Below are 17,202 nucleotides of genomic sequence, written 5' to 3'. Positions count from 1 at the left end.
ACGAATCGTCTTCAGACGCGACGCTCGACCATCATCTTCTTGATTTCCGCGATCGCCTTGGCCGGGTTGAGACCCTTCGGGCAAGCCTGCGCACAGTTCATGATGGTGTGGCAGCGATAAAGACGGAACGGATCTTCGAGATCATCAAGACGTTCGCCGGTCGCTTCGTCGCGGCTGTCGATCAGCCAGCGATAGGCTTGCAGCAGAACGGCGGGGCCGAGGTAACGGTCGCCGTTCCACCAGTAGCTGGGACAGGAAGTGGAGCAGCAGGCGCACAGAATGCACTCGTAGAGACCGTCGAGCTTCAGGCGGTCCTCATGGCTCTGCTTCCATTCCTTGGCAGGCGCCGGCGAAACCGTCTTCAGCCACGGCTCGATGGAGCGGTGCTGCGCGTAGAAGTTCGATAGGTCCGGAACGAGGTCCTTCACCACTGGCATATGCGGCAGCGGATAGACCTTCACCGTTCCCTTGATCTCTTCCATGCCCTTGGTGCAGGCGAGCGTGTTGGTGCCGTCGATGTTCATAGCGCAGGAACCGCAAATGCCTTCACGGCAGGAGCGGCGCAGCGTCAGCGTCGGGTCGATATTGTTCTTGATGTACAGCAGCGCATCGAGAACCATCGGCCCGCAATCGTCGATATCGATATAATAGGTATCGATGCGCGGGTTCTGGCCATCATCCGGGTTCCAGCGATAGATCCGGTATTCGCGAACGTTCTTGGCACCATCCGGCTTCGGCCAGACTTTGCCTTCGCTGATCTGGGAATTCTTGGGGAGAGCGAGTTCAACCATATCCAGTTCCTCAAATCAGTAGACGCGAGCCTTCGGCTCGATCTTTTTCGGATCGATGCCGTCGGCAATCAGGTCGGTGTGAACAGGGCGGTAGTCGAGCTTGACATCACCTTCAGGGCTGACCCAGGCAAGCGTGTGCTTGCGCCAGTTCACGTCGTCGCGACCGCCGAACGGACCATCGACGAAATCCTCGCGGGCATGCGAACCGCGGCTTTCCTTGCGCGCTTCCGCGCCGTAGACCGTGGTGATCGCGTTGGCCATCAGATTGTGCAGCTCGAGCGTTTCCACCAGATCGGAGTTCCAGACCATCGACCGGTCGGTAACCTTGACGTCAGGCAGTTCCTTCCAGATGGCGGAAATGCGCTGGCAACCGCTTTCCAGCGATTCCTGTGTCCGGAATACGGCGGCATCGTCCTGCATGGCGCGCTGCATCTTGTCACGCAGCACCGCCGTCGGCGTCGAGCCGTTGGCATAACGCAGGCTGTCGAAGCGATCCATGATCTTGTCGCAGGCAGCCGTGTCGAGAGCCGGAACCGGCGCATCGCGGTCGATGACCTGGGCTGCACGGATGGCGGCAGCACGGCCGAAGACCACAAGGTCGATCAGCGAGTTGGAGCCGAGACGGTTCGCGCCGTGAACCGAGGCGCAACCGGCTTCGCCAACGGCCATCAGGCCGGGAGCGATGCGTTCCGGGTTCTCGGCGTTGGCGTTCAGCACTTCGCCCCAATAGTTGGTCGGAATGCCGCCCATATTGTAGTGAACGGTCGGCAGGACCGGGATCGGCTCGCGCGTCACGTCAACGCCGGCGAAAATCTTGGCGCTTTCGGAGATGCCCGGAAGACGCTCATGCAGGATCGCCGGATCAAGGTGATCGAGATGCAGGAAGATGTGGTCCTTGTTCTTGCCGACGCCACGACCCTCGCGGATTTCCATGGTCATGCAGCGAGATACCACGTCACGCGAAGCAAGGTCCTTCGCCGAAGGAGCATAACGCTCCATGAAGCGCTCGCCTTCGGAGTTGACGAGATAACCGCCCTCGCCGCGCGCGCCTTCGGTGATCAAGCAGCCCGCGCCGTAAATGCCGGTCGGGTGGAACTGAACGAATTCCATATCCTGAAGCGGCAGGCCGGCACGTGCGATCATACCGCCGCCGTCGCCGGTGCAGGTATGGGCAGACGTTGCCGAGAAATAGGCGCGGCCGTAACCACCGGTCGCCAGCACCACCATCTTGGCGGAGAAGCGATGGATCGTGCCGTCATCAAGGTTCCACGCCACGACGCCGGTGCAGCGGCCATCGGGCGCCATAATGAGGTCGAGCGCGAAATATTCGATGAAGAATTCCGCATTGTTACGCAGCGACTGGCCGTAAAGCGTGTGCAGAATGGCGTGGCCGGTACGGTCGGCAGCGGCACAGGTGCGCTGCACCGGCGGGCCTTCGCCGTAGTTCTGCATATGGCCGCCAAACGGGCGCTGGTAGATCTTGCCTTCGGCATTACGCGAGAAGGGCACGCCGTAATGCTCCAGCTCATAGACCGCCTTTGGCGCTTCCATGGCGAGATATTGCATCGCGTCGACGTCGCCCAGCCAGTCGGAGCCCTTTACGGTGTCGTAAAGGTGCCACTGCCAACAGTCGGGTGTCATGTTGGTGAGAGAAGCGGCGATACCGCCCTGCGCCGCGACCGTGTGGGAGCGCGTCGGGAAAACCTTGGTGATGCAGGCCGTGCGGAACCCCTGTTCCGCCATGCCGAGCGTTGCGCGCAGACCCGCGCCGCCGGCGCCCACCACGATCACGTCATAGGAGTGATCGACGTAGGTGTAAGCCTTGCCATTCTGGGAAGGTGAACTGATCGATGCCATGGCCGATTTATCCTGCGAATGCGATTTTCAGAATGGCGAAGATGCAAAGACCGCCAATGAGAACCGCGAAAAACGTATTGAGCATCAGAAGAACGAGCTTCGAAACCTCGCCGTGCACGTAGTCTTCGATGATGACCTGCATGCCGAGCTTCATGTGAATGAGGCCGGAAACCAGCACCAGACCCATGATGACCGCAACGAGAGGGTTGGAAAGCGCCGCCGCAACTTCCGGATAGGGAGCGCCGGCATATTTGATGAGAAAGACCACGAAGAAGATCAGCAAGGGCACGTTGGCGACGGCCGTAAGGCGCTGGCGCCAGAAATGGTCGGTGCCTTCCTTGGCGGAGCCGAGGCCACGAACCTTTCCGAGAGGTGTACGCATATCCATGACAGGCTATCTCCTTAGCGCACGATCAGGGCGATGACCCAGATCAGCGCGGTCAGACAGATCGACGCTACAAAGGTCGCCTTGGCGAGTTTCGTGTTGAAGTTCTTCTCGAAGCCATGGCCGAGGTCCCACATGAAGTGGCGAAGGCCGCCCAGCATGTGGTGAACGAGAGCCCAGGTATATCCGATCAGGATAAGCTTGCCGATGATCGTATCCATTGCCCAGCTGACCCAGTCGTAATAGGCAGGGCCGGAAGCAAGTGCGATAAGCCACCAGGCGACAAGAAGCGTTCCGAAATAAAGCGCCGCACCCGTGATGCGGTGCACGATGGATGCAACCATCGTCGGAATCGGCTTGTAAATTTGAAGATGCGGCGACAGAGGCCGGTTATTTGTCACGTTCGCCATCAGAACCTCGCGGCGTTTTCCCGTGCACCCGTCAGATCGGGCGCCCCCAAGCAACAGCACATGACGAAAGAATGTGCATTGCACCAACCGCGACGTTTAATCACATGGGAGCATCACGACAAGCACATTTCATGACCGATTCCAATTTAATCGATTGGTTCACGAATTTTTTTTGGAATTTTTTTGCTCGAAAATAAAAAAACGAGCATTTCCAAGATTTACGCCTTCAAAATATTTACCTTTACGTAATTTCGAAATCATGTAATTTACTATTCGTTAACCGAAAAAAATCCGGAGAATGAGGCTCATGTTACAGCGTCGAATCGCAGCTCTTGCGGTGATGACTGCAGGCATTATTTTCACGGCACTGCCTCCTGCTGCGGCAGGTGATTTTTATAGTCGCCACCATTATCAGCATCGTCAGTCACAGTTGAGCTTCTCCACGGACGGACTGCCCTCAACCCTTACCGGCGGCACTTATGTGGGTGGAATATCCGCCTTGAGGGTCCGTGGGAACGGCAATTATTTCGCGATCAATGGTGGGCTTTCGCGACAAGGCGCAACCGTCAATATGGGCGCGCAGCTGGCACCGAAGGCGAAAATCATCAACGTCCGCGCCGAAACGGCAGGCGACGCCTGCGATTACCAGCACGGCGTCTGCATCATCAGGCCCTGATATAATCAGACAAAACGCCAGACGGTGGTCTTTTTGACTTCACTGTCTTCCAGAGCCCGCGTCACCGGCACCTGATAGGTTGCCTCGGCGTAAAGGCGCTGTTTGGGCAGGTAGGCCCGTCCCGGATCGCCGACGAGCACGGTCACGCCCCTATCCGCCAGCTCCAGAAACCAAGCCACGAGGAGATCGGCAAAGGCGCGATCATAAAACACGTCGCCCGCCAGCAGAACATCCGCCTCAACCGGCGTCCCAACCAGATTGCGGCCGGTAAAATCGATGGCCACACCATTGAGAGCCGCATTAAGCCGAATGGCCGTTTCCGTCCACGGATCGATATCGGCGGCGACAACAGCCGCGGCGCCCGCCTTTACGGCGGCAATGGCGACCAGTCCGGAACCGCTGGCGAAATCCAGCACACGTTTGCCGGAGACACTTTCAGGATGATCGAGAACGTAGCGGGCAAGCCCCTGTCCACCAGCCCAGGCGAAAGCCCAGAATGGCGGCGGCAGGCCGATCTCTTCCAACTCCTCCTCCGTCTTCAGCCACAGCTCATGCGCTTCGGTCGCAAGATGAAGGCGCAATTCCGGCACATGTGGTGGATGCATGATGCCGGTATTGTCGAGAATGAAGCGTTCGGGATCGGTCCTCACCGAAAGCTCAGTCCGGAGATTTCGGTGGATTGGAAAGGCCACCCATGCGGCAGACTTCGAGATATTCCTCTTCCGTCACAGGCTGCACCGAAAGCCGCATGGATGTGACCAGCGACATCTTTTCGAGTTTCGGATTGGCCTTCACATCCTTCAGCGAAACCGGTTTAGGCATGTCGCAAACAGCGCGGATATCCACGCAATCCCACTTCAGATCGCCCTCTGCGGTCGAATCCGGGTGCGAAAGGGCGCAGACTTCGACGATGCCGACGACATCAAGCCCTTCATTCGAGTGGTAGAAAAAACCCTTGTCGCCGATTTTCATGGCGCGCATGTTGTTGCGGGCCTGATAATTGCGCACGCCGGTCCATTCTTCGCCGGCCTCGCCCTTGGCCTTCTGCATTTCCCAGGACCATTTGAACGGCTCAGACTTGTAAAGCCAGTAATTCGCCATGGCCGGTCACGCCCCCGGATTGTTGAAGACCCAGTTATAGGGCTTCACATCCACGCTTTCGAACAGGCCGGCCTTTGCATAGGGATCGGCATCGGCAAGGGCCTTGGCCGCATCGATGTCGGCAGCTTCCACGATGACAAGGCTGCCATTCGGCTTGCCTTCGGCATCCAGAAACGGTCCGGCAATCTTCAGCGTGCCTTCGGCGTTCAATTTGTTCAGGTGCTCCAGATGAGCCGGGCGCGTGTCCATGCGCACGTTCAGATGGCCGGGCTTGTCCTTGCAGATAAAGGCAAACAGCATTTTCGTCTCCTCGCTGGCGCATGTCTCCCAAAAGTGTAAGCGGTTTTGGGACCAGGACATGCGTAAAAACTATTCGAAGGCCACACTCATTCAGTGGTGATGGGCCTTGTCATCAATTGTTGCATGGCGCTCGCCACGTCCAGATTGCCGTCGATGATGGCCGCAACCGCCTCGGTCACCGGCATGTCGACAGCGTGATGTTCGCCGAGCCGGGCGGCAACGGCTGCCGCAAAGGCGCCCTCCACCAGCCCGCCGGACATGTCCTTGCCTTCGCCCCGGCCAAGCGCGATGCCGAAACGCAGGTTTCGCGACTGGTGGCTTGTGGCGGTCAGCACGAGATCACCAAGGCCGGAAAGACCGCGCACGGTATCGGCCTTGCCGCCCATGGCAACGACCAGACGCGACATCTCGGCAAGCCCCCGCGAAATCAACGCCGCCCGTGCGGAATCGCCGAGGCCCGCACCTTCAACGATGCCGGCGGCAATGGCGAGCACATTCTTTAGCGCTCCGCCAAGCTGCACGCCCGTGCGGTCGGTCGAGGCATAAAGCCTGAAGGTTCTGCCGGAAATCGTGGTCGCCAGCCGCTCGGCGATGACAGCGTCTTCCGCCGCTATCGCCATCGCCGTCGGCAGTCCGCGCGCGATATCGGCCGCAAACCCCGGACCGGAGAGAACGGCGATTGGATGATGCGGCAGTTCCGCTTCCAGAAGTTCCGTCAGCAGCCGGCCGGACACCCGGTCGATGCCCTTGGCGCAGGTAACGATGATACAATCATTAGCCAGATAAGGACCGTAATGGCGCGCCGCATCGGCATGGGCCTGAGAGGGCATGGCAAACAACACGATGCCTGCATCGGCCAGTACATCCGGCTCAACGGAAAATTCCAGCGCATCCGGCAGGTCTACACCCGGCAGGACAGCCTCGTGAATACGATCAGCCCTGAGATCGGCCATCAGGGACGGATCACGGCCGAGCAGGGTCACGTCATGCCGGTTCTCCAGCGCGATGACGACGGCGAGCGCGGTTCCGAAGGCGCCAGCGCCGATGACGACGATTTTCTCCCGCTGCATCAGGCCTTGGCTCCCCTTTTGCCGAAACCGATCAATGTCTCCGCGCTGCCATCAAGCGGCCAGCGCGAGCGCGGCGCGATCTCCAGCGCATCGGGTTCCCGGCCGCATGCCATCCGCTCCAGCCCGGCCCAGGCAATCATCGCGGCATTGTCGGTGCAGAGCCGGTGCGGCGGTGCGACAAAGCGGAACCCGTGGGCATCACAAAGCGCCTGGAGGGTCTGGCGGATTTCCGTATTGGCGGCAACGCCGCCGGCCACGACCAAAGCGGGCTCCGTCTCGAGATGCGGAAACTCTTCCTTAAAGCGGGCAAGGCCACGGCCGATACGGTCCTTGAGCGTGCGTGACACCGCCTTCTGGAAGGAGGCGCAGATATCGGCAATATCCTGATCCGAAAGCGGAGCGATCGCGGTTGCCGCCTGCCGCACCGCTGTCTTCAGACCGGAGAAGGAAAAATCGAGTCTCGTCTCGCCGACCATCGGGCGCGGTAGTGCAAAACGGTCAGGGTTGCCTTTCGCTGCTGCCTTTTCAACCGCAGGCCCGCCGGGATAGGGCAATCCCAGAAGCTTCGCAGTCTTGTCGAAGGCTTCCCCAAGCGCGTCATCAATGGTCGTACCCCAGCGCTCGTATTCACCCACACCGCGAACCAGCACAAGCTGGGTGTGGCCGCCGGAGACCAGCAGCATCAGATAGGGGAAGGAAAGACCGTCGGTCAGACGCGCCGTCAGCGCATGGCCTTCGAGATGGTTGATGGCGTAAAGCGGCTTGTCTGCAGCCTTCGCAATCGCCTTGCCGGTCATCAGGCCCACCAGCAGACCGCCAATGAGGCCGGGGCCGGATGTGGCCGCGATGGCATCGACGTCCGCAAGGGTGACACCCGCCTGTTCCAGCGCTTCTTCCACCAGCGTGTCCAGCGCCTCGACATGGGCGCGGGCAGCAATTTCGGGCACCACGCCGCCATAGGCGCTGTGTTCCTCAAGCTGCGACAAAACGACGTCGGACACGATCTCGCCACGTCCGTCCGCATGCCGAACCACAATGGATGCAGCGGTTTCGTCACAGCTTGTCTCTATGCCGAGGATACGAAGAAAGGGGGTCATCAATTCTGTTCGTTCATTGCGATCATGCGCTGAGTTGGTCTAAGACAACTCCGGTAACAATGGATAGACGCGGATGCAAACAAAACCTTTCCGAATCGGCACGCGCGGCAGCCCTCTGGCGCTCGCACAGGCTTACGAGACCCGTAACCGGCTGATGTCGGCACACGGTCTGCCGGAAGATATGTTCGAAATCGTCGTGCTTTCCACCAAGGGTGACCGGATAACCGACCGCGCTTTGTCGGAGATCGGCGGCAAGGGTCTGTTCACGGAAGAACTGGAGAGCCAGCTTCTTTCCGGCGAGCTCGATATTGCCGTGCATTCCTCCAAGGACATGCCGACCGTTTTGCCGAAGGGCCTTTATCTTTCCGCTTTCCTACCGCGCGAGGATATGCGCGACGCCTTTATTGGTCGCACCGCACCAAAGCTTCTGGAACTACCGCAGGGCGCCGTTGTCGGCTCCGCATCCTTGCGCCGCCAAGCGCTGATCCGCCGCCTGCGTCCGGACCTGAGCGTCATCATCTTTCGCGGCCAGGTCGAAACCCGCCTGCGCAAACTGGAGGAAGGCCAGGCGGATGCCACGCTTCTCGCCTTTGCCGGCCTGAAACGGCTGGGCATGGAGAACGTCCCGACGGACATTCTCGACCCGAAGGAATTTCCACCAGCCCCCGCGCAGGGCGCGATCTGCGTCGAGAGTCGTATTCGCGACACACGCATGGACGAGTTGCTTTCACCTATCAACGACATACCCACCTCCGATGCCGTTACCTGCGAGCGCGCCTTTCTGGCCGCCCTCGATGGTTCATGTCGCACCCCGATTGCAGGCTTTGCTACCTGCCACGGCGAGGAACTTCATTTCTCCGGCCTGATTCTCACACCGGACGGACAGACGAGCCACAGCGTCGAGATTTCCGGTGCTCGCAAGGATGCCAAGGACTTGGGTCGCAAGGCCGGTGAAGACGTGCGCGCCAGGGCAGGCAGCAACTTCTTTGACGGCTGGAGCTGAGCCGATGCGGATCGTCGTCACCCGGCCGCTTCGTTCGGGCGAAAAGACGGCCGCAAAGCTTGAAGCCCTCGGTCACGAGCCGGTGCTTCTTCCGCTGTTTCATCCTGTCCACCACGGCGAGCGCGCAATATCAGCGCTATCGGAGCCGCTGTCGGCCATCGCCGTGACCAGCGCCGAGGCCTTGCGGGCGCTTAGAGATTTCCGCCACCGACTTGCGCCCCATCTTTCGAAACCGCTTTTCGCCGTCGGCGAGGCGACGGCGGAAGCGGCGAGGGAAGTTGGCTTCCAAAACATCCTCACCGGATCTGGCGATGCGGTGGCTCTCGCGGGGCTTGTCTCGGAGCATCGCCCCCTAACGGAGAGCACAGATCCATTGCTCTATCTTGCCGGCACGCCGCGAGGCGCCGTGTTCGAGGACGGCATTGCCGCTGCGGGAATTTCCTTCCGAACCGTCGATTGTTACGAAATGCAGCCGTCAGATCTTTCAGACGATATGCTCGAGACAGCGCTTGTGAAGACAGCTGCCGATGTGGTCCTGCTCTATTCGTCGGAAGCCGCACGGGCCTTTTTCCGCCACGCATCGTCGGAAAAATATGTGGCGGCGCTGACCACCACACAATTCGTCTGCATCAGCCGCAATGTGCTTTCACTGGTTCCGGAAATCTTCCGCGCGAACGCCGCAGCCGCCGAAGGGGCAAACGAGGCAGCCATGTTTGAACTTCTCCACCGAAAGTCTGGAACCTAATTCAGGCTCGCCTCTTTCCTTTGCCGCCGTCACTGACTAGGTTTAGACTATTGCAGGCAGAAATGAGGTTGTCATGGTATCGGGAAAGCCGCCACGCCACTCCAAGTCAAACGCCGAACCGGTCACCATCGACCTGGACGCAAAAGACGTGAAAGCAATTTCCGCCGACGTGGATGCTGCGAAGACTGATGACAAGACCGGCGAGACGACACCGGCAGCAGCTCAGCCAAACGTTCCTCCCAAGCCAGAAGCAGCCGAAACGTCCAGCCCGGCTCCCGTTTGGGAACAGACGCATAAAACACCCATGGAGCCTGCACCGAACGTTCACAAGGCAGAACCGGCAACCGGCAAGCCCCAGGTGGAAAAACCTGCCGACAAACAGCCCGAGACAACTTCGCCAAAAGCCGAAGCGAAACCGGTGACCAGCGCGACTGACGCAAACGCTGCTTCCGCTTCCGCGGCGGGCGCAAAGCCTGCGACTTTTGCTTCCACATCGTCGTCCGCAGCATCCGGAAGCGCGACTACTGGTGCAAAGCCATCGACAGGCGCGTCATCCTCCGGACCGGCCAAGCCATCCACGCCACAGCACCCCGAGCGCAAACAGGCGGCAACCTCCGGTGTGATCGCGGCGGGTATCGTGGGTGGCCTTGTGGCGCTCGCAGCTGCCGGCAGCATGCAATATGCCGGCATTCTGCCCTCGTTTAATGTGAGCAAGACCGGAAGCGATGAGATTGCCGCATTGAGAACCGAGCTAGGGAGCCTGCGTCAGCAGCTCGCCAATGTTCCCGCGGCAGGAGGGGATACCTCGGCGCTGGAACAGCGCATCGCCGCTCTTGAGGGCGCAAAGGGCGAAGCCCCGCAGGTGGACGCACTTTCGGAAAAAATAACCGCGCTGGAATCCGCGCTCACGTCAGAGCGTTCCGCGCAGGCCTCAGCAACGGCGGAGCTGACACGCCGCCTGACTGACGCGGAAACCAAGATCAATGAACCGCGCGACGATATAGAAGTCGCCCGCGCCATTGCGTCGGCCGCACTGAAAGCCGCGATCGATCGCGGTGGGCCGTTCCTCACTGAACTCGACACATTGTCTAAGGTAACCCCGGACGATCCGGCAATCGCATCCTTGCAGTCTTTCGCCGCAACCGGCGTGCCGTCGCGCTCGGAGCTGATGCAGAAATTCCCCGACGTTGCGAATGCGATGCTCTCGGCGATCAATCGGCCCGACCCCAATCAGGGCATCATGGAACGTCTGACGGAAAGCGCCTTTTCGCTGGTGAAGGTCCGCCCCGTCGGAAACATCGAAGGCGAGACCCCCGACGCCATGATCGCGCGCATGGAAAACAAGTTGCGCAACGGAGATCTGCAGGGTGCGGCACTTGAATGGAATGGGCTTCCCGAGGCCGCCAAGACAGCATCCGCCGACTATAAAAAATCTCTGGATGCGCGCATCGAGGTCGAAAACCTGGTGGGAGGCACGTTAAACCGCGCCATCACCAGCACCGGCAAGCAGGGGTAAGGCATGACCAGAATTCTGACTTTCGTCCTCATCGTTCTGGCGCTCGGTTTCGGTTTCTCCTGGCTGGCGGATAGGCCCGGTGTCCTCTCAATCGTCTGGCAGGGCCAGCTGATCGAAATGAGCCTGATGGTCGCCGCCTCCATCGTTGCTGCACTGGTTGCGGCCGTCATGCTGGTCTGGTGGGTCGTCAATGCCATATGGACATCGCCGAACGCGGCACGACGCTATTTTCGCGCCCGCAAGCGCGACCGAGGTTATCAGGCGCTCTCCACCGGCCTCATCGCTGCCGGCGCCGGCAATGCCATTCTGGCCCGCAAGATGACGGCCCGCACGCAGGGGCTTCTCAGTGCTGATCAGGAGCCGCTGATCCACCTGCTCGATGCGCAGGCCGACCTCATCGAAGGCAAATATGACGAGGCGCGGCGCAAATTCGAGGCGATGGCCCGCGATCCTGAAACCCGCGAACTTGGCCTTCGCGGCCTTTATATCGAGGCGCGCCGACAGGGAGCCCATGAAGCAGCCCAGCAATATGCCGAGGACGCAGCCGAAAAAGCCCCCTACCTGCCTTGGGCAGCACAGGCGACGCTGGAAACCCGCTGCCGCAACGGCGAGTGGGATGACGCGATCCGCCTGCTCGACCAGCAAAAAGCAGCAGGCGTCATCCAACGCGGCGAGGCGGAGCGGCTGAAAGCTGTGCTTCTTACCGCAAAGGCCGGTGAAAAACTGGAGAGCGACCCGGTGGGCGCGCGCGAAGACGCAAAACAAGCCCTGAAGCTTGCAAAAAGCCTTGTGCCCGCAGCATTGATCGCAGCAAAATCCTATCTGCGCGAAGACAATCTGCGCAAGGCCGCAGCGGTTCTGGAACCGGTATGGAAGAACGATCCCCACTCGCAGATCGCCGATCTCTATGTTCGGGCGCGCAGCGGCGATACGGCCATCGATCGCCTTAAACGTGCCGAACGGCTTGAGAGCCTGAAACCTAACAACATCGAATCCCTGTTTGCCGTGGCGCAGGCAGCTCTTGACGCCAAGGAATTTGCCAAGGCGCGTGCCAAAGCGGAAGCCGCCGCCCGGATCGAGCCGCGCGAAAGCATCTTCCTGCTGATGGCCGACATCGAGGAAGCCGAAACCGGCGATCAGGGGCGGGTGCGTTACTGGATGGCGCAGGCGCTGCGCGCACCGCGTGATCCCGTCTGGGTGGCAGATGGTGTCACTTCGGAAAAATGGCTTCCGGTTTCGCCCGTGACGGGCCGTCTCGACGCCTTCGAGTGGAAGGCGCCTTTTGGCCAGCTTGAAGGACCTGTCGAAGACCTGACAATCGAAAATGCGATTGCGGCAGCACCGGCAAGGACCGAACAGGCTCCGACCCCGATCGTTGTTGAAGTGGCACCTCAGCCCATTGTTGTGACGAAACCCGCACCCATCGAGGTCAAGCCGGACGTATCTGCCCCGAAGGAGAAAAAGCCGGCAACAAATGAAGTTCCGGTGGAAGCCAGGCCAGCGGATGCGAAGACAGAACCAGTGCCATTTTTCGGTGGTGCACCGGATGATCCCGGCGTCAAGAAACCCGGCGTGGAAGCCGAACCCAAAACCCGGCTAAAACTCTTCTGACAGGCTATCGATGTTCAACCAGATCCAGTCGTTTATACAAAACCTCGTTGGCCAGCATGCGGATGAATTCAGCCCCGATGATCTGAGGGTCGCGGTGGCCGCCCTCTGTTTTCAGGTGATGGAAGCGGACGGCACGGTCTCCAAAAGCGAGCGTGATCGCCTTCGTGAGATCCTCCACGACTATTATCATCTCGATGCCGGCAAGCTGGACGCGCTTCTTGCCGCCGGCCAGGAGGCAGGCAAGGAAGCGGTAGACTATTATCGCTTCACCACCGATATCCGCCGCCATCTCGATGATGAGCAGCGCGTGGAGCTTGTTGGCATCCTCTGGGATATTGTTTACGCTGACGGCGAACGAAGCGAGATGGAAGATCATGTGATCTGGCGCGTGGCCGATCTACTCGGTGTTTCCGTGCGCGACAGGGTTCTGCAACGTCAGCAGGCCGCCACCAGGTCAGGACCCGCTGAAGAAAGCGAAAACGAAGACGATGCTGTTTGACCCCTCCAGGCAACAGAGAAAACAACCTTCGCTGCTCGTCATCCTGCATCAGGAACGTTCCACGCCCGGCCGCGTCGGCCAGATGCTGGTGGAAAAAGGTTATCGGCTGGATATAAGGCGCCCCGCGCTTGGAGACGATCTGCCGCAAACGCTGGAGAAACATGCGGGCGCCATTATCTTCGGCGGCCCGATGAGCGCCAACGACCCGCATGACTATATCAAAGCCGAAATTGACTGGCTGAAAGTGCCGCTGAAGGAAAACAAACCCTTTCTCGGTATCTGCCTCGGCGCACAAATGCTGTCCAAACATCTGGGTGGTAAGGTAGAGGCCGACCGTGAAGGCAAGGTGGAAATCGGCTGGTATCCGCTTCATGCGACCGAACACGGGCGATTGCTGATGCCGCATTGGCCGAAGATGGTCTATCATTTCCACCGCGAAGGGTTCGATTTGCCGCGGGGAGCGGAGCTTCTGGCATCGGGCGAAACCTATCCCAACCAGGCTTACCGATACGGAAAAAACGCCTGGGGCCTTCAGTTTCACGCAGAACTGACCCGCGCTATGATGCACAGCTGGGTGGTGCGTGGCGCACAGCGCTTCGGCATGCCCAATGCGCAGGTCGGCAGCCAGCATCTGGAGGGGCGCATGTTGTTCGACACACCGCTCCGGTCCTGGCTTGGCAATTTCCTTGATCTGGTTTTCGAAGGCAAACCGCAGCGCTGATGCGCGTCAGCGTCAGCGTGGTGCGTCGAGATTATCGATCCTGCGCAGCTTCGAAAAGCCGAGTGCCCAGATGACCGCAACCGCAAGCGTGCCCGCCCCGCCGATGACGACTGCTGGCACGGCCCCGACTACATGGGCCATGGTGCCGGCGCGGAACTCACCTAGCTCGTTGGACGCCCCGACAAACACCATGTTCACCGCATTCACGCGCCCGCGCACCTCATCCGGCGTCCAGAGCGCAATCAACGTTTCCCGCACATAAACCGACACCATGTCCGATGCGCCCATGACCACCAAAGCGGCAATCGACACCCATGCGGTTTGAGAAAGTCCGAATACCACGGTGGAAATGCCGAAAAACCCGACACCGACGAACATCAGCAGGCCGGCATGGTGGCGGATGGGCCTGAACGCCAGAATGACCGCGACGGTTATGGCGCCGATACCGGGTGCCGCGCGCAGAAGCCCAAGCCCCCAAGGCCCGAGTGTCAGCACTTCCTTGGCGAAAATCGGCATCAGGGCGACAGCGCCGCCGAGCAACACGGCAAAAAGATCGAGCGAGATGGCGCCGAGAACCACTTTTTCCTGCGAGATGAATTTGAACCCGGCCAGCATGGTCTCGAGGCTGATCGCTTTTGCCGGGCCCCGTTGCTCCGGTTTGCGGATCGTCACCGCCAGCATAGCGGACACGATGAACAGCACGAGCGCCACGCTATAGGCCACGGAAGCGCCGAGACCATAAAGCAGGCCACCGGCGACAGGGCCAAGAATGGACGCCATCTGCCATGAAGAGGAGTTCCAGGCGATGGCGTTCGGCAAATCCTCGACAGGCACAAGATTGGGAGCCAGCGATTGCACCGCCGGCCCCATGAAAGCCCGCTCTATGCCGAACACGACGAGAATGGCAAAGACCGGCCAGGGAGAAAAGCTGTGTGCCAGCGTCAGGCCAAGCAGAGCCGCCGCGCAACCGGCCGCGATCAGAAGGCATACGGCCATAATGCGCCGGCGATTGTGCCTGTCCGCCACCGTTCCAGTGACGAGGATCAAAAGCAGCGATGGCAGAAACTGGAAAAGACCGATCAAGCCGAGATAAAAGGCATTGCCGGTGACCTCATACATCTGCCAGCCCACGGAAACGCTGACGATCTGGATTGCGAAGGCCGAAAAAAACCGGGCGCTGAAAAAACGGCGATAGGAACTATGCCGGAATGCACCGAAGCGGTTTTCGGCAGAAGGCAGGGACATCGGCTGGGTGCTCTCGAGACAATATGAGAAGTCTGCAATAGAGCGATACGACAAGAATCGCCAGCCCTATAGGCGCAACACTTGCCGGTTCACGAGCGAATGTCTAAATGTCTTGCAATCAAGATACGGAGATATTGATGCTTGCCCTGTTTCAGACCATCGATCTGGCTTTGAACCTCTATACGTGGGTGCTGATCGCCAGCGCCATTTTTTCCTGGCTTTACGCCTTCAACGTCATCAACTCCCGCAACCAGTTCGTGAATGCCATCGGCAGCTTTCTGGTCAACGTCACCGAGCCGGTTCTGCGCCCAATCCGTAGCATTCTGCCTAATCTCGGCGGCATCGATATTTCGCCGATCATCCTGCTGCTGATCATCTTCTTCATTCGCTCCTTCATGTGGAATACGCTCTATCCCATGGTCGCTTGAGCGACCTCTGGCAAAGACACGGCGATCACATACGCCTGTCCGTTCGCCTCACCCCGAACGGGGGACGCGATGCCATTGACGGCGTGGAGCAGGATGCTGCCGGAAATGCCCATCTAAAGGCCCGCGTCAGCGCAGTGCCTGAAGGCGGCAAGGCGAACAAGGCCCTGGTCATTTTGCTGGCGAAAAAATTCGGCCTGCCCAAATCGTCCATCACCTTCATTTCAGGTGAAACAGCGCGTAAAAAAATCCTCCGGATCGATACCGACCCGGAGGATTTCGAAAAGCTTTTTAGAAAGCTGGAAGTCTAAGGCAACGGGCTGAAATCAGCCCTGCGTCTTGTAGCGCTCGATGGCTTCGACGATCAGCTTCTTGGCAACGTCGACATCCTGCCAACCGCCCATCTTCACCCACTTGCCGGGCTCCAGATCCTTGTAGTGCTCGAAGAAGTGCTCGATTTGCTTCAGCGTGATTTCCGGCAGGTCGGTGTAGTTGTGGACCTTGTCGTAACGGCGCGTCAGCTTCGGAACCGGAACGGCGAGGATCTTCTCGTCCTTGCCGCCGTCGTCTTCCATGATCATGACGCCGATGGGGCGCACATTGATCACGCAGCCGGGAACCAGCGGGCGGGTATTGCAGATAAGAACGTCGATCGGGTCGCCATCGTCGGAAAGCGTGTGCGGCACGAAGCCATAGTTACCCGGATAGGTCATCGGCGTGTAGAGGAAGCGATCGACGATCAGCGCACCGGCGTCCTTGTCCATCTCGTACTTGATCGGCTGGCCGCCAACCGGCACCTCGACAATAACATTCACGTCTTCCGGCGGATTCTTGCCAATGGAAATTGCATCGATACGCATTCGCTTCCCTCATTCGACGGGGTTGGATTTGGTTTTCGATACTGGGAAAGTCGCCGTATTGCAACATGGCTTTAGGCGGATAAGGCAGAATGCCGAATTTGAGGGCATCGGGATTGTGAATGGCCGACCGGAAAAAATGAAACCGGCGTGAAATCACCCGGCTGCGTACTTAGTTCCAGACGAAACCGATCTTGCGCAGCGACCTGCCGCCGAAATCTTCCATGCCCTCGGCGATGTCCCGGCCGCCATGGGAACGGAAAAACCGATTGGCGACCTCGCTATCTTCGAGGCACCAGACCACAACACCGTTGCAGCCGAGCGAGGTCAGCAGCCGGCGAGCTTCCGTGAACAGCAGCGAGCCAAGCCCGATGCCCTGATATTCCGGCCGCAGATAAAGCTCGTAGATCTCGCCGTCATGCGGCAGCCCACGCGCACGGCTTAAGCCCAGCGTGGCATATCCGGCAACCACGCCCTTCACTTCAACCACCAGCATGGTTGCGGAACCCCGGGTCGCCTTCTTCCACCAGATTTCGCCGCGGCGCTCCAGCATCTGCGTCAGCGGTCGGTGCGGGATCAGCCCGGCATAGGCCTGTTGCCATGACAGACGGTGCGCTTCGGCTATTGCGCGCGCATCTTGCGGTTCGGCTCGGCGAACATCTATGGATAACGTTTTCATAACGCGATTCTGGCCCCGACCATGAAAACTTGCCAGCCATAAAGGTTAACGACAGCAAGCTTACCCACAGCCTATTCATGTGGACGACCGAGAAAAATTAACGCATCCTTAACCTTTGACACAAGGGTCTTTCGACTCATGCACAAATAAAACATGCGCATAAAAAAACCCGGCTCGCGGCCGGGTTTTTTCAATTCTTGACGGGAAGCCGCAA

Annotated in this window: 21 protein-coding genes; 9 read left to right on the top strand and 12 right to left on the bottom strand. The window is 59.5% G+C overall.

Annotation, left to right across the window (positions count from 1 at the left end; all coding sequences use genetic code 11):
• Nucleotides 1-11 precede the first annotated feature (11 nt).
• From ACQZ6D_RS24565 to sdhC, 4 genes are read right to left on the bottom strand one after another with little or no spacing between them, the layout of a single operon-like run.
• Entirely contained in the window at nucleotides 12-791 is a 780-nt protein-coding gene (locus ACQZ6D_RS24565) for a succinate dehydrogenase iron-sulfur subunit (RefSeq protein WP_111782585.1), read from the bottom strand.
• A 15-nt stretch (nucleotides 792-806) separates the two neighbouring features.
• Nucleotides 807-2,648 carry a succinate dehydrogenase flavoprotein subunit gene (gene sdhA / locus ACQZ6D_RS24560; protein WP_013636888.1) on the bottom strand — a complete coding sequence of 614 codons (1,842 nt, stop codon included), beginning with the start codon at nucleotides 2,646-2,648 and terminating at the stop codon, nucleotides 807-809.
• A gap of 7 nt (nucleotides 2,649-2,655) precedes the next feature.
• Nucleotides 2,656-3,036 carry a succinate dehydrogenase, hydrophobic membrane anchor protein gene (gene sdhD, locus ACQZ6D_RS24555; protein ID WP_003516716.1) on the bottom strand — a complete coding sequence of 127 codons (381 nt, stop codon included), beginning with the start codon at nucleotides 3,034-3,036 and terminating at the stop codon, nucleotides 2,656-2,658.
• Nucleotides 3,037-3,050: 14 nt separating this feature from the next.
• Nucleotides 3,051-3,443 (bottom strand): succinate dehydrogenase, cytochrome b556 subunit, encoded by a 393-nt coding sequence (gene sdhC / locus ACQZ6D_RS24550; RefSeq protein WP_065705222.1) that lies wholly within the window; start codon nucleotides 3,441-3,443, stop codon nucleotides 3,051-3,053.
• Between the two features lie 307 nt (nucleotides 3,444-3,750).
• Between sdhC and ACQZ6D_RS24545 the strand changes: the two genes are divergently transcribed.
• A complete protein-coding gene (locus tag ACQZ6D_RS24545) occupies nucleotides 3,751-4,119 on the top strand; it encodes a hypothetical protein (RefSeq protein WP_065705220.1) in 369 nt (122 codons plus the stop codon).
• Nucleotides 4,120-4,124: 5 nt separating this feature from the next.
• Here the strand turns inward: ACQZ6D_RS24545 and ACQZ6D_RS24540 are convergent, their stop codons facing one another.
• From ACQZ6D_RS24540 to tsaD, 5 genes are all read right to left on the bottom strand, one after another.
• Nucleotides 4,125-4,769: a class I SAM-dependent methyltransferase gene (locus tag ACQZ6D_RS24540; RefSeq protein WP_448730148.1), complete on the bottom strand. Its 645-nt coding sequence runs from the start codon at nucleotides 4,767-4,769 to the stop codon at nucleotides 4,125-4,127.
• A gap of 7 nt (nucleotides 4,770-4,776) precedes the next feature.
• A complete protein-coding gene (locus ACQZ6D_RS24535) occupies nucleotides 4,777-5,220 on the bottom strand; it encodes an EVE domain-containing protein (protein ID WP_003516712.1) in 444 nt (147 codons plus the stop codon).
• Between the two features lie 6 nt (nucleotides 5,221-5,226).
• Nucleotides 5,227-5,520 carry a YciI-like protein gene (locus ACQZ6D_RS24530; protein WP_003516711.1) on the bottom strand — a complete coding sequence of 98 codons (294 nt, stop codon included), beginning with the start codon at nucleotides 5,518-5,520 and terminating at the stop codon, nucleotides 5,227-5,229.
• An 86-nt stretch (nucleotides 5,521-5,606) separates the two neighbouring features.
• On the bottom strand, nucleotides 5,607-6,590 hold the full coding sequence (locus ACQZ6D_RS24525) for an NAD(P)H-dependent glycerol-3-phosphate dehydrogenase (protein ID WP_065705214.1): 984 nt from the start codon (nucleotides 6,588-6,590) through the stop codon (nucleotides 5,607-5,609).
• On the bottom strand, nucleotides 6,590-7,687 hold the full coding sequence (gene tsaD, locus ACQZ6D_RS24520) for a tRNA (adenosine(37)-N6)-threonylcarbamoyltransferase complex transferase subunit TsaD (RefSeq protein WP_013636893.1): 1,098 nt from the start codon (nucleotides 7,685-7,687) through the stop codon (nucleotides 6,590-6,592). The genes ACQZ6D_RS24525 and tsaD overlap by 1 nt, the downstream gene beginning before the upstream one ends.
• A gap of 73 nt (nucleotides 7,688-7,760) precedes the next feature.
• Here tsaD and hemC point away from each other — a divergent pair, with 73 nt between their 5' ends.
• The 6 genes from hemC (at nucleotide 7,761) to ACQZ6D_RS24490 (ending at nucleotide 13,782) form a co-directional block, all read left to right on the top strand.
• Complete coding sequence (gene hemC / locus ACQZ6D_RS24515) at nucleotides 7,761-8,690, top strand: hydroxymethylbilane synthase (RefSeq protein WP_065705212.1); 930 nt, start codon at nucleotides 7,761-7,763, stop codon at nucleotides 8,688-8,690.
• Nucleotides 8,691-8,694: 4 nt separating this feature from the next.
• Nucleotides 8,695-9,435: a uroporphyrinogen-III synthase gene (locus tag ACQZ6D_RS24510; protein WP_065705210.1), complete on the top strand. Its 741-nt coding sequence runs from the start codon at nucleotides 8,695-8,697 to the stop codon at nucleotides 9,433-9,435.
• A 73-nt stretch (nucleotides 9,436-9,508) separates the two neighbouring features.
• Entirely contained in the window at nucleotides 9,509-10,951 is a 1,443-nt protein-coding gene (locus ACQZ6D_RS24505; RefSeq protein WP_065662991.1) for a COG4223 family protein, read from the top strand.
• 3 nt (nucleotides 10,952-10,954) lie between these two features.
• Complete coding sequence (locus tag ACQZ6D_RS24500) at nucleotides 10,955-12,562, top strand: heme biosynthesis protein HemY (protein WP_025594560.1); 1,608 nt, start codon at nucleotides 10,955-10,957, stop codon at nucleotides 12,560-12,562.
• A 10-nt stretch (nucleotides 12,563-12,572) separates the two neighbouring features.
• Nucleotides 12,573-13,061, top strand: a complete 489-nt coding sequence (locus tag ACQZ6D_RS24495; protein WP_448730147.1) for a tellurite resistance TerB family protein — start codon at nucleotides 12,573-12,575, stop codon at nucleotides 13,059-13,061.
• Nucleotides 13,051-13,782 (top strand): glutamine amidotransferase, encoded by a 732-nt coding sequence (locus ACQZ6D_RS24490; protein ID WP_003516697.1) that lies wholly within the window; start codon nucleotides 13,051-13,053, stop codon nucleotides 13,780-13,782. Before ACQZ6D_RS24495 ends, ACQZ6D_RS24490 begins: the two co-directional genes overlap by 11 nt.
• 12 nt (nucleotides 13,783-13,794) lie before the next feature.
• Here ACQZ6D_RS24490 and ACQZ6D_RS24485 read toward each other — a convergent pair whose 3' ends face one another.
• A complete protein-coding gene (locus tag ACQZ6D_RS24485; protein WP_003516689.1) occupies nucleotides 13,795-15,027 on the bottom strand; it encodes an MFS transporter in 1,233 nt (410 codons plus the stop codon).
• A gap of 137 nt (nucleotides 15,028-15,164) precedes the next feature.
• Here ACQZ6D_RS24485 and ACQZ6D_RS24480 point away from each other — a divergent pair, with 137 nt between their 5' ends.
• Complete coding sequence (locus tag ACQZ6D_RS24480) at nucleotides 15,165-15,455, top strand: YggT family protein (RefSeq protein WP_003516688.1); 291 nt, start codon at nucleotides 15,165-15,167, stop codon at nucleotides 15,453-15,455.
• Entirely contained in the window at nucleotides 15,452-15,763 is a 312-nt protein-coding gene (locus ACQZ6D_RS24475; protein WP_019566041.1) for a DUF167 domain-containing protein, read from the top strand. Before ACQZ6D_RS24480 ends, ACQZ6D_RS24475 begins: the two co-directional genes overlap by 4 nt.
• Nucleotides 15,764-15,778: 15 nt before the next feature.
• Here the strand turns inward: ACQZ6D_RS24475 and ppa are convergent, their stop codons facing one another.
• Both ppa and ACQZ6D_RS24465 read right to left on the bottom strand, forming a co-directional pair.
• Complete coding sequence (gene ppa, locus ACQZ6D_RS24470) at nucleotides 15,779-16,312, bottom strand: inorganic diphosphatase (RefSeq protein ID WP_003516686.1); 534 nt, start codon at nucleotides 16,310-16,312, stop codon at nucleotides 15,779-15,781.
• 169 nt (nucleotides 16,313-16,481) lie between these two features.
• Nucleotides 16,482-16,988, bottom strand: a complete 507-nt coding sequence (locus tag ACQZ6D_RS24465; RefSeq protein ID WP_003516685.1) for a GNAT family N-acetyltransferase — start codon at nucleotides 16,986-16,988, stop codon at nucleotides 16,482-16,484.
• Nucleotides 16,989-17,202: the final 214 nt, after the last annotated feature.

The sequence above is a fragment of the Agrobacterium sp. 22-3639C2 genome (assembly GCF_053522105.1).
Note: the sequence above shows the minus strand (reverse complement) of the source record. Positions and strands in the feature narration are given on the sequence as shown.